Below are 15,800 nucleotides of genomic sequence, written 5' to 3' on the forward strand. Positions count from 1 at the left end.
CCATGTAGAGTGGATGGTGGGGGCTACTCGCTATGCATGGTTCCCTTATTTAACAAAGAGATATTAAAAAGACAAATTCAGAAATAGGGGAATTCCTTCATGGAGAGACAATTAACTTTATTACCGGCTGTTGATGATAAGAAAGTACAAAAGGAAGTAGTAAGTGTATTAAAGGAGTACAGAGCACTTAAGATGCGCTTTAGTAATGATGTGGAGCAAAGGAATCAGTTTATTCCCTGAGTTGCGTGATTCAAGGAATACGAGTAAATGGAAGGTGCAGCAGGTAGAAAAGGCGCTTAATAACTTATTAGATGAGGATGAGCGTAAAATCGTTGGGCGGAAGTTTCTAACGAACGAGAGTCAAGGATTCAGATGTTTATCATGATCTTTTACTGAAGAAGACATATTTCTATGAAAGGAAGCAGAGTGCGGTTAAATTGATTGCTACAGCACTTGGAATCATCTAAAAATAGCGAACAAAACGCGAACTTTTTGGGGGACTAAATAAAATGCTAAAAATTATAAATTATATGTACAAGCCCTTTGACAACCACATATCGAAGAGGATTAGTACACCTATAAGTGAAACGTTCTTATGCGAGAATGTCACGGTAACGTATACCGCATAATAGAGCGGGCAAGGCGGTAAGAACCCGCATTAAGACGAAAAGACCAATGAATTAATTATAATGACATATTCCAGTGTGGCGGGTGTGTGATAACTCGCATTCGTCATGCTGTTTCTAATTTGTATCTATCAGTCAACACGGGATTCACCTTCTGCGTTGATAATAGATATAAATCTATATTCCTGCCATGTTGATTTCTACGAATGGGGGTGTTGCTCATGATTGAGTTAAATCGTTCTAGAAAATCTACATGTTCTGAATTAATACATTTTAAAAAGTCTGTTGTATACGTAACTAGCTTTGTCTTATAGTAATTACTCACGATTTTCACTATTGGGATAAAACAGAGTGTAAAGAGACTAGTTACCTCTTTACTATAGCTAATATAGCACTGTTATCCCCTTTTCGGTGTCTCCTTAAAATATGTTGGCTATAGTAAGGCGGAGAAAAAGGCAGTATCGTCTTGATATGAATATAAAGATTGATTCCCTTTATATTCGACAATATTTATATTTTATCTGTCACGGGAGGAAATATAACAAACTCTACAGAGTATAAACGAGGAGATTCTTAGTCTTCTCTCAGTCACCGAACACAGGGCGTGTAGCCATACTAGTTGATGCGGTGGCTTGGAGAAGGTTGAAAGTACTCAGCCTTGATATAAGAAAAACTTATAACACACAGTGCATACGAACAACAGATTTATGAAATAGTTCCTGCGAAGCGTGGTAATTATCACTTTGCAGAAAGTATTTCACAAATTTTACATGAGGCAAGACGTTGGCCAGAGGTATTTGAACATGTATATGGTAGTATGGAAAAATTCAAAAGTTATTTAAATAAAGAAAGATAATGTCAACAACAGCATCCATAACGGGTGCTTTTTTCTTTGTTATATAGAAATTACACATTAAACCAGTAAAACTTCGAATGAGACAAGCATATACTAATAATTGAACACGACGTATTCATTCTTTATAATCGTATTGGATGAGCACCTTATAGGGCTCTTTTTTTATTGCACATAAGGAATTCCTAAACATACAATATCGAGTCAATGCCAACCAACTTATTCCTTTTCCGAGAGCTATATATATTCCGCTATAAAGCTCTTTTATGTTGCGCCATTAGAACGGGCAGGGCATTGTCATATATTTAATACTCAGAAGCTTAGGACCCTTTATAGTGTTCTTTTTTATTGAACAGAATGGACATTTGGTTAGGAGGATTCTATATAAATAGGTAGAATCTAATTACTTGGTTTACATTTTAATCCAAGGGGTACAGATTCGATGCGACGTGAAAAAGATTTGTTGAAACAATGGAAGGCAGATTTACAAGCTGTTCAAGAAGAGAAGAGACTGAAGAAGAAGGCTAAGAAAAAGAATAAGAAATATAGGATTCCAGGCAATACAGCTGACTTCATGGATGGCAAGAATACTTATCGTAAAGAGAATCGGGTATGGAAACAAAGAAATAAATAATATGAGGATAAATAAGTTTGATTAAGTGTATATCAATTATCGTGTGATCTGGTTGGCGTCTTGTTTGTTGTTAAGGAAAGATAAGGGGTGAGGGGACTTGCAAATTGAAATATTATTAATCTAAAACACAAAACATAGACTAGCAAACAAACTATTTCTAGCATTTAATCATAGAATATAATGAATTCTACTTTTAGAGGAGGGAATCATATCTATGGGATGGAATAATAATTTTGGACATTCTCGAGATTGTAATAGATTTTGGGATGATTTAGTATTTTGCGGATGCGGTCGTAGACGCAGAAGAAACGATTTTAACGACTGTCATTGTAGACGTGACTGCGATTGTGATGAGTGTCGTCGCAGACGTAATCATGATCATGACCGTAATCATAATCACGATCACGATGATCGTCGAGATTGGTAAAGTCTTTTGAATTTGAGGTTGACATAACCACTTATTATTGAAAGTATCCAAAAAAATCTCACTTCTTATCTTTTTTCAGATAAGAAGTGAGATTTTTTGTCTTGGGGGCGGCTTAACTTCTAAGGTTGATGGGCATGGGGTCACCATATCAAAAAAAGAAAATTGTACATTTAGACACATTTTAGACACAAATTAACCGATCCCCTGTACGTTAAGGAATCGGTCTTTATATTTTAAAAATTAGTTTCTTCTATTATAAATAATTGTTTATGGCATTTATGTTGAAAGGCTTAATTAGGAGAGAGTACCCATGTCAGGAAGTGTAAGGTGTTTTTATAGATTCATCAAAAGAAGAAACACAGAGTTTTTTTATTTCTGTATTTCCTCAAGTTTTCGTTGATTAATTGCTCGATAAAGAGAGCCTTGTGATATTCCAGTTCCTTCTACAATTTCTTTTAGGGAATATTCTTTACTATCATACATACGTAATGCAATGGAGAGCTTTTCTTTTTCTAATTTTGGTCTACCTAATTTTTTACCACGCTTCTTACTCGCTTCTAATCCTTCTTTTACTCGTTCTGCAATCAAATTCCTTTCTAATTCAGCGATAACACACATCATCTGTAGCATAGCCTTACCTGTAGGCGTTCTTGTATCTATATTCTCTTTCAATGATACAAATTGAATTCCTATTTCTTCAAACTGTTGAATAATGCTTAAGATATCTAATGTTTTTCGTCCTAAACGTGAAATACTTTCAACTACAACAGTATCTCCTTTTCTTATCACATCAAACAACTTTATAAGGGGTACGGCAACCATTCCTTCTTTTTGGATCCACTCATAAATAATTAAGTCAAGAAAAATCGGAACAAACACAGATTAATCTTGTTATATTTTTCAACATACTGAAGGTGCAGACTCAATCATATTTAGTGATTGAGTCTGCACCTTCAATTTTTAGATTATCTTTTTTATAAATATATTTTTGTACATATGCGTTTTATATAGTTACTTCTAATAATAAGGAAGTAAATAATTTGCATACAAGTAAAGCTTACTAATACAACAATTGAACTTTGAATAACGGACATTTCCTTACTTACTCTTTGTCCTAATTGGTGAAAAGTTAGAAATGCAAAACTGCTGTGAACCATAGCCACTACAATCGGTAAGAAAAATAGGATCATCATTTGTTTTGTCACAATTTGCTTTAACTCTTTTTGGCTTAAACCTAATTTTGAAATCATTTGATATTGCTCTTGATCACGTTCTAGATCAGTAAATAGACGAAAATATAAAAAACTTAGTGTAAATATGAAAAATAAAATTCCCACCAATACACTTGTAATAGAAAATAATCCGTTTTGTTGTTTCAGTTCAAGCCATTTTAAATTCAAAGATGAAAAGGCATAATAATCATCTTGACTCGTACCAATGAACTTCATAAGTTTTGTAGAAATTGCAGTTGTTTCAGGCCAATTTTTAACGATAAAACCGTATATGGTGTAATCTCGGAGTACGCCTTCTTGTTGAACATTTAGGACCTTATTGTAAACAGCATCAGAGACAATATAAGGGTTTTCCAATGTAGTCGTTAATTCTGGGATAAAAACTGCTTTTTGAACAGCAAGTGATACTTCTAGTTCACCATATTTTAATTCAAAAGGATTTAGATACTCTTCAGTTTTTTGATTTTTCTGTGATATTATGATGATACTTTCATTTTCATTTGTTAATTTCTCTATGTCATACCCTAATTTTTTAGCGTATTCATTATACGTAGAAAGATTAATTAAACTCGGCCCATTTTGTGCCCTTTTAAATTTTGTTGCTACAAGTTTATAAGAAAATCCAGATTCTTTTAATTGTTTTTTTATCTCTTCAATATGGGATTCTTCTAGTGTATTCCCCTTATCCGATTGATAGGTAAATGCATATGGGGTCTCATGTTTTGCCAATTCAGGATTTGCGATAGCCGTACAAACTCCAATTGCTGTAAAAGATACTGCTGATATAATTGTAACGATAAAGAACGTTCTCGCATTATCTTTCATTCGATACATCAATTCTGAAATAACAAGTAGATTAATTCTTTTAAAGAATGTAGCTTCTCTATTTTTTAAAGCGGATAACACATATACACACAATTGAGTAAAGAAAAAATAGGTTCCAAATACAATTAATAAGACACCTACTCCTACGAGTAGGAATAATTGATTCCAACTCATGTAATCCAACGCGACGATACTGTGGTGGACGAAAGAGTAACCTGCTCCAATTAAGATAATTGCCAACAAGGATATCCAAACGGACACTTTGGGTTCAGGTTTTGGTTTTTCCTCTGATTTGATGAGTTCTACAAGCACATTCATTTTCACAATTTTTGATGTAAACAATGAAATGAGTAGAAATAAAACAAAAAAGGAAATAGCTGTTATCCCCATAGACTTTAATGGGAAGTAAAATGCTAAAGTGTGCTTTGTTGCCAATAAGGAGCCACTAATTAGTAAAACTAATTTAGAAAAAACCATCCCAAGCCCGATGCCTGCTAGTATAGAAGGGATTCCAATCAGCATGTTTTCGAGAAAAATTAATTGATGAAGCTGTTGATAAGACATTCCATGTAACATTAATAATCCAAACTCTTTTTTTCTATTTTTTAAAAATGCACTAACAGAATAGAAAATCAAAAAGAAAGAGAAAAGAAAGATTAAGTAATACGATAATAGGAAGCCTATTTTCCCAAATGTACTCATGATGGTGCTTGCATTAGTCAGCTCGCCTTGTAGGTTCGGATGAAAGATAAGTAGTCCATAGGTGAAAAAAATCATTACAGCAAATGTGCTACTAAAAAAATGACCAAGATATATTCGTTGATTCCGTATAACATTATTAAATGCGAGCTGTCGAAAAGTCATGTTTATTCCCCCCTAATATAGAAAGACTGTCCATAATATTTTTATAAAATACTGGACGATAGTCATTGTAGCAAACTTCATTGTATAACTGCCCATCTTTAATAAAAATAATACGATCACAGTAACTTGTAGCAACTGGATCGTGCGTTACTAACATCATTGTTGCCTTTTCTTCTTTATTTAATAGTGTTAATATCTCCATTACGTCTTGAGAGGCTTTAGAATCTAAGTTGCCTGTCGGCTCATCGGCAAGAACCAATTTAGGAGAGTGAATGAGTGCTCGGGCAATCGCTGTGCTTGTTCTCCCGATATTTCATATGTCAGTTTATTTAAAATTTCATTGATTCCTAATTTTTTCGAAATAGATTCTACTCGTTTATTTATTCTTTTCACATTCATGCCATCTAAAACAAGCGGAAGAACCATATTCTCTTTTACTGTTAATGTATGTAACAGGTTAAAGGATTGAAAGACGAATCCTAGTTCCTGTCTGTGAAATAATGCCAAATCATTGGGTGAAAGTTGATACGGATTTTTACTATTAATCAATATACTGCCTGATGTTGGCGAGTTAATAGTAGAAATCATATTCAATAACGTTGTTTTCCCACTACCCGAAGGGTCCATAATCCCAACAAATTCTCCCTCTGTAATTGTTAAATTTATATTTGAAAGTGCTGTATGTGAAACCTTTTTTGTGTATTCTTTACTAAGATCTTTTACTATTTTCATATGAGAAATTCCCTTCAAATTTACACACTAAGAATGAGAATTGATTGATTATGCCCCTGCACTATACAAACAAAAGCGAAGTCTTCAAACGGACTCCGCCTTTTCGATCTATCATGAATTATAGCCAGTACTAGTAGCCTCTTTATAATATTTCCTCATACATTCATGTCTCTGTTTATTTCTTAAAAAACTTTGCAACAGAACCAAATTTACGTTATTTCTTTGCGGAAATAGGTTGAGACCAAATATCTTTATCATTTAAGTGTCCTTCAAAAACATATATAGGCTGAGAAAAACCTTTAGTATCAGTGTAGTAATCTATCTTATATTTTGTAATAACTAATGTATCACCTGATTTGAAAGATATTATAGGATCAAAATCTCCTTGTTTCAGTTTTTGTAATGCTTCCTTTGGAGAAAGAATTTCAACATCTCGAACAGGTGATTTTTTTGTAACATAATCTTTGTAAACAGGCATTTTTTTCCCTTCGTCTTTTAACTCTATTGATGTTTTTATAGTAACATGAGACATATCAGTTTTTGTAATGGGATCAATAGGCATATTCCCAAATTCCTTCATTTGATACGAAATCATTATCCCGAGTGCGACGAAACTTACTGTAATGGGCAGGTATAAATATTTGATTATTTTTGTATCTGTTTCTTTTATCTTCAAAAATATAAGAACTATGTTTAACACAGAATATCCTAGCATCATGCCTAAAGTATTATGAAGTAGATCGGCTAGTTCCATACTTCCGCGTTGCAATGTGAATTCAAGAATTTCAATCAATAAACTTGCTATAATTGAGATGATGAACATCCATTTTGTTTTTTGAAAAACTTTACTAAATAAAGGGAATAAAATTCCTAACGGAAAAAGCATACCTATATTTAGAATAATATGGAAAAAAGAAGAAGGCGAAAAGATATTCCATGCTTTTTTATAAACACTAAGTACATCGAAGTCAAACGTTCTTGCAAAAACCATATCATCTGAACGACCAAATGAAGTAGCTGATAATGCAAAGGAATAGTATCCTGTTATTAATACAAACAATATAATTTGTTGTACAGTAAGATTTTTTTCTCCTTTACATATCTTTTTGTATACTACAAAATAGCTAAAAACAAATACAAGTAGTAACAAGAATGTGAGTAGTATCGCAGGAATCGCATAACTAGCGATTAGATTGAAAATAAAGTTCATTTTACACCTCTGTTTTTATGAATTAAATATTTAATAGTTTTTATATACTATTCTAGATAGATTGTTACTCCTAATAATAATTAACATAGGATTATATACTGGTTCCATGTTCTATTGAATACGTATGCACTTTCATTTTTGGGGTTATCTTTTTTATGAATATAATTTTGTATATATGCGTTTTATATATTGATTTCTAATAATAAGAAAGTGAATAATTTGCATGCAAATTAAGCTTAATAATACAACAATTGATGGTATAGTTTCGTATTTCCTTATTTAAACTGTAATACTTGGTAGAATGTTATAAGCACTAAAATAACTTCATATAGCCCCACAGATTCTTCATGAATGTATCTGTTATTCATTGTAGTAGTAAGATTATTTTTCTCATATTGAATTGCCTTACATTTTGCTTACACGCTTGTAATGTTTCTGAAAATACAATCTATAAGGTTCGAAGCAATAATTCTTTTTGGGGGAAGATAGCAAAGAGGGATTTTTTATATACACTTTACTATACCGAACTAGATTTCGGTATAGTCTTTGTTTTTAATTTATTGTTTTTTCTTTACCGAACACGTATGATTTCTATATCGAAACAACTTTACCGAACACATTAAGATTAGGAGTATGTTTAATGAATTATATAGACTCATTTCAATGTTATTTACAAGAAGAGGGAAAACGCCATCGTACAATTCAAGAATATGTAGCGTCCGTTGTAGCTTTGGAAAAATGGGTAGTTGAAAGAACTGGTGAAAATTTCAATCCGGATTTTCTTACATCTAGGGATTTAAAAGAATGGGTATCTTTTATGCAAACCGTAGAAAAATTGGCATCAGCCACAATCAATAAAAGAGTGGCAGCTATTAAGGTGTATTGGTCTTATTTAGTGCAAGCTGGATATTCTATCTTAAATTCTACAATCAAAGTAAAAAGAAAACGAATCTCACCTTTAGCGCAAGCACCTAGATGGCTTAGTCGTTTAGAGCAAGATAAATTTTTAAATCAAATACATAAAGAAAAAAATGCATGGAAAAAAACGAGAAATCTTGCGATTGTTCAAATCATGCTACAAGGGGTCACCTTATCCAAAAAAGAAAATTGTACGTTTCGATACAATTTGGATACATTTCAGCCGGTTCCCTGTACGTTAAGGAACCGGCTACTTACTTTACTACCTTTTATGATTATGAAATTAAAAAAGATATAGTAGAAATCATGTATGAAATAAATGCAAGTAACACAAGGAAGAATATAAGCATGGTATTGGAAACACATCGTTCTATTCTTTTTTTCATTTGAACTTACTTTATTTTTTTAATTTGGTAGGGTCAATTTTAAGTTGTGTTTTCCAAGACCCAGATACTTTTCCAATTCTGTTTATGTGTACATCTAACGTGAGCGGTTGTTTGAAAGAATCTTTTCCTTTAAGACCTTCGATAAATGTGATGACGCCTTCAGGTCTATCCTTAAAACGAATACCAATTTCCTTTAATGCTACACCTGATGCCTTTAGTTCGAATGGCCCATCATTTGCTCCTTCAATAAATGCTAATTGTCCGAAGTACCCATTTTTCTTATACTCGGGGTTATTTTCTTGTTGACCGTTTACTTTTCCGTCATCTTCAAGTTCTAAACCTGTTGTATCAAATTCAAACGGTACTACATTTCCATCTTCTTTTTCAATTTTGTAATGAACGGATATACGTGCATCCGCTATATATAATTCTTTCAGATGTACTGTAACACCTTGATCTGTAATCTTTTCATCAATAGGAATAAATTGACCTTTTGTAACGTCTCTTCCTTCTTCAATAATCCTATCATTTGAAATTGCATTGGAAAAATAAGAGGCTACATCTGTAGCTGCAACTCGAACTTGTGGAATCATGGCTGTAGCAAAAAGCCCTGCTACCGCTACTGCAGTATACATGAAACGTTTTGATTTTTTATTCATATTTGTAAACAATCCCTTCTTCGGTTCCATTTTTTCATTGATATAAGAAACATTTTCTGATTTTGCGTGACTTTCAAATACTTTCCACGCTTGGTCAACATCAATCTCGATTTCTTTTGATGAATGTACTGTTGCTTCCTCTAACTTGACATCTTTCCATTGATTTAATTTGGTGATTTCCAGTAATAATTCTTGGCATGCGCTACAAGTATCTATGTGTTTTGTGAATTCTTTTCTTGTCCTATCAGATAATTCACCGTCTATATATGCTTGAATACATCCCATATCATAGCAATTCATTTATTACGCCTCCTCTAATTGTTGATAAATCTTACGGAATTTTTGCTTGGCTCGGACTAATAATGTTCCAATAGAAGATATGTCGATTTGAAGAATTTCGCCAATTTCTTTATATTGAAAACCAGAAAATTTCATTAATAAAATGGTTTGATCTTTCTCATTCATTTCACTAAGCGCCAATTGTACTTTTGTAATTTCTTCTTTTCTAATCCAGTCATCATCTAGGGAAGAAATATGCTGTACTTCATGATATTGTATGGTTTTATCTACTCTCGCCTGATGTCGTTTTTCAGATCGTAAATACTTATAAGCTACAAAAGTAGAAGATTTTAGTAGCCATCCAGATAGGTTATCAATCTCCTTCCAATTGTTGCGGTATAACTGTAAAAATACCTCTTGTGCCAATTCTTCAGCAATCGTCTGGTTTTTGACAATCCAAACAATCTGTTTCACCACGTACACATAGTTTTGTTTAAACAAATCTTCAAATGTCACATCCGAAACAGGCCTTTCTTCCTTTTTAATCTTAAACATATCGGTTAAACCCTCACTCTCATTTTGATGCCTGTATTATATAGAACCCGAATTAATGATTTTTGTGACAAAAATTCTTATTTTTTTTATATGTACAAAAAAACATTCATCTTTCAATCAGATGAATGCAAAAATTAAAATCATTTTGGTTTCTTAGATTATTTGTATAGTTTAAACCAAAAAACAAATTTTAGTAATCTAAGACCATTACGAGAGAAAAATTATATAAAAAAGTAAGTAGCCGGTTTCTTAGCGTACATAGAGGAAACTCATTCAAAATGGAAGAATGGAGAAATAACTGCTGTTATATTTAAGGAAATGTTAGAACTAAAGAAAAACACCTTTTATAAAATTATAAAGGAATATGAAGTAGTAAATTAGGGATTTTCCTATAAAGCGTACTATCAACACTTTAACGAAACTCTAGCAAACCATCCGAATTTAAAATCTGTACGTATTTTGATTGGTAACAGAGAAACATCAAGACGTTTAAATTACAAATTAACTGGATTGGATAAAGACGGTAAAGAAAAAGAATTAGAATTCAATATTCAAAAACACCTTCGTAAAGAAGTATTCCTACGCGTCTACTACTCTGATAAAAAAGTTGAAGAAGATGTATCAGGGTGGGAAGAAGTGAACGAAAAACTAGCTGCGAAATAATAAAAATAAAAATAAAAAGGGTTTGGCCTTAAAGGGCAAATCCTTTTCTGTTTTCAAAATCTTCTTCTGAAATGACTATGAATCTATGTCTTTTAAATATAGCTGTTGTTACGCCATAATCAGTTTGTTTATTTCCATTCATTACATAATTCTTATCGTTTTTTGCACTAGAACAGATATCCCTACATTTATTTGCCTCTTTGGTAAGGCATCGAATAATCCTTACTTATACCATCGCGATTTCTGATAACTTATATGTAGAGGTATCACTCAATATAACAAAAATGTAATGTTAATGAAATGTAATTCCATCGATACTATAAATGAAATTATTTAAAATTAGTTACATAAATGAATGAGAGTTAAAGAATTTTTATAATGAAAAAGGAGAATTATTAATGCGAAATATATTAAGTGTAGAAAAAATTGAAAAATATTATGGTAATAAAGATAATGTAACAAAGGCTATAGATAATATTAGTTTTAAGGTAGATGAGGGAGAATTTGTTGGGATAATGGGGCCTTCAGGAAGTGGTAAAACGACATTACTTAACTGTATATCAACTATAGATAATGTTACTACGGGAAAAATAATGATAAATAATAGTGACATTACTCGGTTAAAATCAAAGTCACTAGATAAGTTTAGACAAAATGAATTAGGGTTTATATTTCAGGACTTTAATTTATTAGATACCCTTACTGCTTATGAAAATATTGCCCTAGCGTTAACAATAAAAGGTGAGAAAAGTTCAAAAATTGATGGAAAAATACAAGCGGTTGCAAAGTATTTAGACATTGAACAAGTATTAAGCAAATACCCTTATCAAATGTCAGGCGGACAAAAACAAAGGGTTGGTTCGGCAAGAGCTATCGTAACAGATCCATCTTTAGTACTTGCAGATGAACCAACAGGATCGTTAGATTCTAAATCAGCTAGATTATTACTCGAAAGATTTGAAAGTCTAAATAAGGATTTAAAAGCTACAATACTTATGGTTACTCATGATGCATTTACAGCAAGCTATGCTCGTAGAATTCTTTTTATTAAAGATGGAAAAATATTTATCGAGTTGGTAAGAGGGAATGATTCCAGAAAAGAATTCTTTACTAAAATTATCGAAGTTATAACTCTTCTTGGAGGTGACGATAATAATGTACTCTAAGATTGCTATTGGGAATGTAAAGAAAAGTTTTAAAGATTATGCAATATATTTCTTAACACTAACACTGGCTGTTTGTATATTTTATAGCTTTAACTCAATAGAATCACAAAAGGCACTTATGGAAATTAACGCTTCAGATAGAAAGTATGTGCCTACAGTAATGAACGCTATCTCAAATGTGTCAGTATTTGTATCTGTAATATTAGGTGGTTTAATATTGTATGCAAATAATTTTTTAATTAAAAAACGTAAAAAAGAATTAGGAATATACATGACTTTAGGTATGGGAAGAAGAAACATATCCAGAATATTAGTAACAGAGACATTTCTAGTTGGCGTTATATCTTTAGTGACTGGACTTATAATAGGTATTGGAGTATCGCAGGGGTTATCTACATTTGCATTAAAGCTATTTGACTTGCCCATCAATAAATATAAATTTGCAATTTCAACAGGTGCTATAGGTAAAAGTGTATTATACTTTGGAATCATGTTTTTACTTGTTATGTTATTTAATGTATATGTTGTTTCTAAATACAAAATAATTGATTTGTTAACAGCAGGTAGAAAAAACGAAGATGTAAAATTTAGAAATCCTCTTATCTATGTAATCACATTTATTATGTGTGTAGCATCACTTGGATATGCATATGTGACTGTACTAAAAATCGGATTGAATTTTACTAATCCTATGCTCGTGGTATCAATCATTCTTGGAATATTAGGTACATTGCTGTTTTTCTTTAGTTTATCTGGATTTATATTATATGTTGTAAAGAAGAATAAAAAAGTCTATTTTAAAGGTTTAAATATATTTATCATCAAACAAATAAATAGTAAGGTTAATACAAATTTTATATCCATGTCTGTAATCTGTTTAATGTTATTCCTTACAATGGTGGCTTTATCTACAGGAATCAGCTTTAACAGAATGATGGACGTAACAACGAAAGAAATAACACCATTTGATGCCAGTATAACATTGGAGAATAAGGATGAAAGTTACACGATAGAAGATGTATTAAATAAAGCCAATTTTAAAATAAGTAATAACGAAAAATATGTATCTTATAATGTATATCGAACAGGAATGGAAGTGGTGGACTTTGTACCAGAACTTAAAGATTATAATAACAGTATAGATTTCATTAAAGTATCTGATTATAATAAAATTTTAAATCTTAAAGGTGAAAAGGAAATCACTTTAAATAACAATGAAATCTTACTTTTATCAAATGAAAGCCGGTTGATTAATTCGACAAATGAAAGATTAAAAAATAGCGATAGGATGAATATTAAAGAAAAAGAATATTCGGTAAAAAACGCTAAAATTATACAAGAGAATCTTTACACTTATGATGTGCGAACTAATTACTTCACAATCGTTATAAATGATGAGTTTTTATCAGGCTACAAAATTACTGATTCCATACTTAATGTAAATTATTTAGATGGAAATAGAGAAGCATATAATAAAAAATATGATAACGTTGCACGGGGCTTTTATGACGAAAACGGCCCGAAATTAAATATTAATCGTATAGCAGGCAAATCAAAGGATGAAGTTTATGCAGGAAGTAAGGGATTGAAAACTATCGTACTGTTTATTGGGATATATATAGGTATTGTATTTTTAATAACGAGTATGGCTGTATTAGCTCTTCAACAATTATCAGAAGCCAGTGATAGCATAGATCGATATAAATCTTTGAAGAGAATTGGCTCAAACGGAACAATGATCGATAAAACAATTTTTATTCAAACTTTCATATACTTTAGTCTTCCAGTTATTCTGGCTCTAATTCATTCTGTAGTTGGAATTTATGTAGTCAATGATTTTATTAACGCATTTCAACAAGTAGACATTACTTTACCAGCATTGATGACTGGCTTAGTATTTCTTGTAGTTTATGTAATATATTTCTACACCACATATGTCGGGTATAAAAATATTGTAAAAAGTAATACTTGATTTTATAATGCTCATTAGGGCTATTACACCTTGTTTCTCAAGATGTAATAGCCTTATATTCTGTATAGGGAGGGAAAAGTCATGAAAAAAATCATTCTGATTGAAGATGAAGAAATCATCAGAGAAGAATTACAACATTTTTTTATAAAGTATGGATATGAAGTAAAGGCTCCCACAGATTTTAATCATATTATCGAATATATAGAAAGTGAGAATGCAGACCTTATATTACTAGACATAAATCTTCCTGTGTTCGATGGCTATTATATATGCAGAGAAATACGTAAAACTTCAGATGTTCCAATCATCATGGTTACAAGCAGAAATAGTGATGTAGATGAACTAATAAGTATGAATTTAGGAGCAGATGATTTTATAACAAAGCCTTATAATACAGAAATACTATTAGCCAGAGTAACAAACATTTTAAGAAGAACATCTGGAGATTACAAGACGAATCATATCTTAATCTATAGAGATTTTAATTTAAATCTTTCAAATGCAACAGTTACTTATCAAGACAAGTCTGTAGAGTTAACTAAAAATGAAGTTAAAATACTCTCATGCTTAATAAATAATCGCGGAAATATTGTAAAAAGGGATTCACTCATAGAAACTTTATGGAAATCTGATTATTTTGTGGATGATAGCACCTTAACTGTTAATATAAATAGATTAAGAAAAAAGCTTGAAGAGATAGGTATAGAAAATCCAATTGCAACAAGAAGAAGCTTAGGGTATATAATGCCATGAATATAGGTGAATTTATTAAAGATAAAATAGTAGTAATATTATCAAATGTACTGGTATATGTCATACTAGCAGGTATATTGCTGACTGCGCACATTCCGTTCATTATCATATTTTTTGTCTTTTGTATTTGGTTTTTTCCATTAATTTTATATATGGCTATAGAATTTATAAGATGTAAAAATTATTATAATGAGATTAACAGCATATTAGAAAACTTGGAGAAAAAATACTTACTTCCAGAGGTAGTAAAGGAAGCAAACTTTATACATGGGGAAAAGCTTAACGCTATACTGAAAGAAGTAAGCAGAGATATGCATGAAAATGTAAAGTATTATAGAGATATGCAAATAGATTACAGAGAATATATAGAGACATGGGTGCATGAAATTAAGACACCAATAGCTTCTACAAAGCTAATAATTGAAAATAATCAAAATGAAGTAACGAATAAAATTGACTCTCAAATGGATCGAATCGAGGGTTTTGTAGAACAGGTTCTGTATTATTCTCGAAGCAATAACGTTAATAAAGACTATATTATAAAACCAATCAACCTTGATGATGTAGTAAGAACTGTAATTAAAAGAAATTATAGAGATTTTATTCATAAGAGAATAAAATTAGATATAAAAGATATTAACGAAACCGTATATAGTGATAGGAAATGGGTTGAATTTATTATTAATCAAATATTAGGAAATTCCATAAAGTACTCAAATAACAAAGAACAAATGATACGTATATACTCAATTAAGAAAACTAACTCAGTAATACTAAATATAGAGGATAATGGAGTAGGGATAGTAACTCAAGATATAAATAGAGTTTTTGAGAAAGGATTTACTGGAGAGAATGGAAGAAGATTTAGCAAAAGTACAGGAATGGGCTTGTATCTATGCGAAAAACTGTGCTCAAAATTAGGTATGAAAATTAGCATTGAATCTGAAGTGAATAAAGGAACTAGAGTTACATTAATATTTCCGTTGTCAGGTATGGCAACTTTTGATCCTTGTTTATAAAAGAGATGCTGCCATCTTTCCACGAAT

General features: G+C 31.4%; 12 protein-coding genes and 3 pseudogenes. 9 read left to right on the forward strand and 6 right to left on the reverse strand.

Features of this window, described 5'->3' with window-relative positions:
• Positions 1-99: 99 nt before the first annotated feature.
• From N2V80_RS28965 to N2V80_RS28975, 3 genes and pseudogenes are all read left to right on the forward strand, one after another.
• A pseudogene (locus tag N2V80_RS28965) lies at positions 100-467 on the forward strand (ArpU family phage packaging/lysis transcriptional regulator).
• Between the two features lie 1,454 nt (positions 468-1,921).
• A complete protein-coding gene (locus N2V80_RS28970) occupies positions 1,922-2,113 on the forward strand; it encodes a hypothetical protein (protein ID WP_061655268.1) in 192 nt (63 codons plus the stop codon).
• Positions 2,114-2,327: 214 nt separating this feature from the next.
• Positions 2,328-2,540, forward strand: a complete 213-nt coding sequence (locus tag N2V80_RS28975) for a hypothetical protein (RefSeq protein ID WP_080450921.1) — start codon at positions 2,328-2,330, stop codon at positions 2,538-2,540.
• 369 nt (positions 2,541-2,909) lie between these two features.
• On the opposite strand, the gene N2V80_RS28980 is transcribed toward N2V80_RS28975, so the two are convergent.
• The 4 genes and pseudogenes from N2V80_RS28980 to N2V80_RS28995 form a co-directional block, all read right to left on the reverse strand.
• Entirely contained in the window at positions 2,910-3,419 is a 510-nt protein-coding gene (locus tag N2V80_RS28980) for a recombinase family protein (RefSeq protein ID WP_340981043.1), read from the reverse strand.
• A 95-nt stretch (positions 3,420-3,514) separates the two neighbouring features.
• On the reverse strand, positions 3,515-5,461 hold the full coding sequence (locus N2V80_RS28985; protein WP_061655269.1) for an FtsX-like permease family protein: 1,947 nt from the start codon (positions 5,459-5,461) through the stop codon (positions 3,515-3,517).
• A pseudogene (locus N2V80_RS28990) lies at positions 5,436-6,193 on the reverse strand (ABC transporter ATP-binding protein). Before N2V80_RS28990 ends, N2V80_RS28985 begins: the two are co-directional and overlap by 26 nt.
• Before the next feature lie 214 nt (positions 6,194-6,407).
• Entirely contained in the window at positions 6,408-7,403 is a 996-nt protein-coding gene (locus N2V80_RS28995; protein ID WP_061655270.1) for a VanZ family protein, read from the reverse strand.
• A 640-nt stretch (positions 7,404-8,043) separates the two neighbouring features.
• Between N2V80_RS28995 and N2V80_RS29000 the strand changes: the two genes are divergently transcribed.
• A complete protein-coding gene (locus N2V80_RS29000; RefSeq protein WP_253859350.1) occupies positions 8,044-8,619 on the forward strand; it encodes a phage integrase N-terminal SAM-like domain-containing protein in 576 nt (191 codons plus the stop codon).
• 99 nt (positions 8,620-8,718) lie between these two features.
• On the opposite strand, the gene N2V80_RS29005 is transcribed toward N2V80_RS29000, so the two are convergent.
• Together N2V80_RS29005 and N2V80_RS29010 are read right to left on the reverse strand one after the other, a co-directional pair.
• On the reverse strand, positions 8,719-9,666 hold the full coding sequence (locus tag N2V80_RS29005) for a DUF4179 domain-containing protein (RefSeq protein ID WP_061655271.1): 948 nt from the start codon (positions 9,664-9,666) through the stop codon (positions 8,719-8,721).
• A gap of 3 nt (positions 9,667-9,669) precedes the next feature.
• The gene (locus N2V80_RS29010; protein WP_061655272.1) at positions 9,670-10,200 is read right to left on the reverse strand and encodes an RNA polymerase sigma factor SigX; all 531 of its coding nucleotides are present in this window, start codon (positions 10,198-10,200) and stop codon (positions 9,670-9,672) included.
• A gap of 468 nt (positions 10,201-10,668) precedes the next feature.
• Here N2V80_RS29010 and N2V80_RS29015 point away from each other — a divergent pair.
• The 5 genes and pseudogenes from N2V80_RS29015 to N2V80_RS29035 form a co-directional block, all read left to right on the forward strand.
• A pseudogene (locus N2V80_RS29015) lies at positions 10,669-10,863 on the forward strand (DUF1093 domain-containing protein); the annotation flags it as partial.
• 398 nt (positions 10,864-11,261) lie between these two features.
• Complete coding sequence (locus N2V80_RS29020) at positions 11,262-12,029, forward strand: ABC transporter ATP-binding protein (RefSeq protein ID WP_001244401.1); 768 nt, start codon at positions 11,262-11,264, stop codon at positions 12,027-12,029.
• Positions 12,019-14,001 (forward strand): FtsX-like permease family protein, encoded by a 1,983-nt coding sequence (locus tag N2V80_RS29025; protein ID WP_061655273.1) that lies wholly within the window; start codon positions 12,019-12,021, stop codon positions 13,999-14,001. The genes N2V80_RS29020 and N2V80_RS29025 overlap by 11 nt, the downstream gene beginning before the upstream one ends.
• Positions 14,002-14,082: 81 nt before the next feature.
• Positions 14,083-14,754: a response regulator transcription factor gene (locus N2V80_RS29030; protein WP_061655274.1), complete on the forward strand. Its 672-nt coding sequence runs from the start codon at positions 14,083-14,085 to the stop codon at positions 14,752-14,754.
• Positions 14,751-15,773 carry a sensor histidine kinase gene (locus N2V80_RS29035; protein WP_061655275.1) on the forward strand — a complete coding sequence of 341 codons (1,023 nt, stop codon included), beginning with the start codon at positions 14,751-14,753 and terminating at the stop codon, positions 15,771-15,773. The genes N2V80_RS29030 and N2V80_RS29035 overlap by 4 nt, the downstream gene beginning before the upstream one ends.
• Positions 15,774-15,800: the final 27 nt, after the last annotated feature.

Source organism: Bacillus sp. FSL W8-0640, from assembly GCF_038007725.1.
Taxonomy (GTDB): domain Bacteria; phylum Bacillota; class Bacilli; order Bacillales; family Bacillaceae_G; genus Bacillus_A; species Bacillus_A cereus.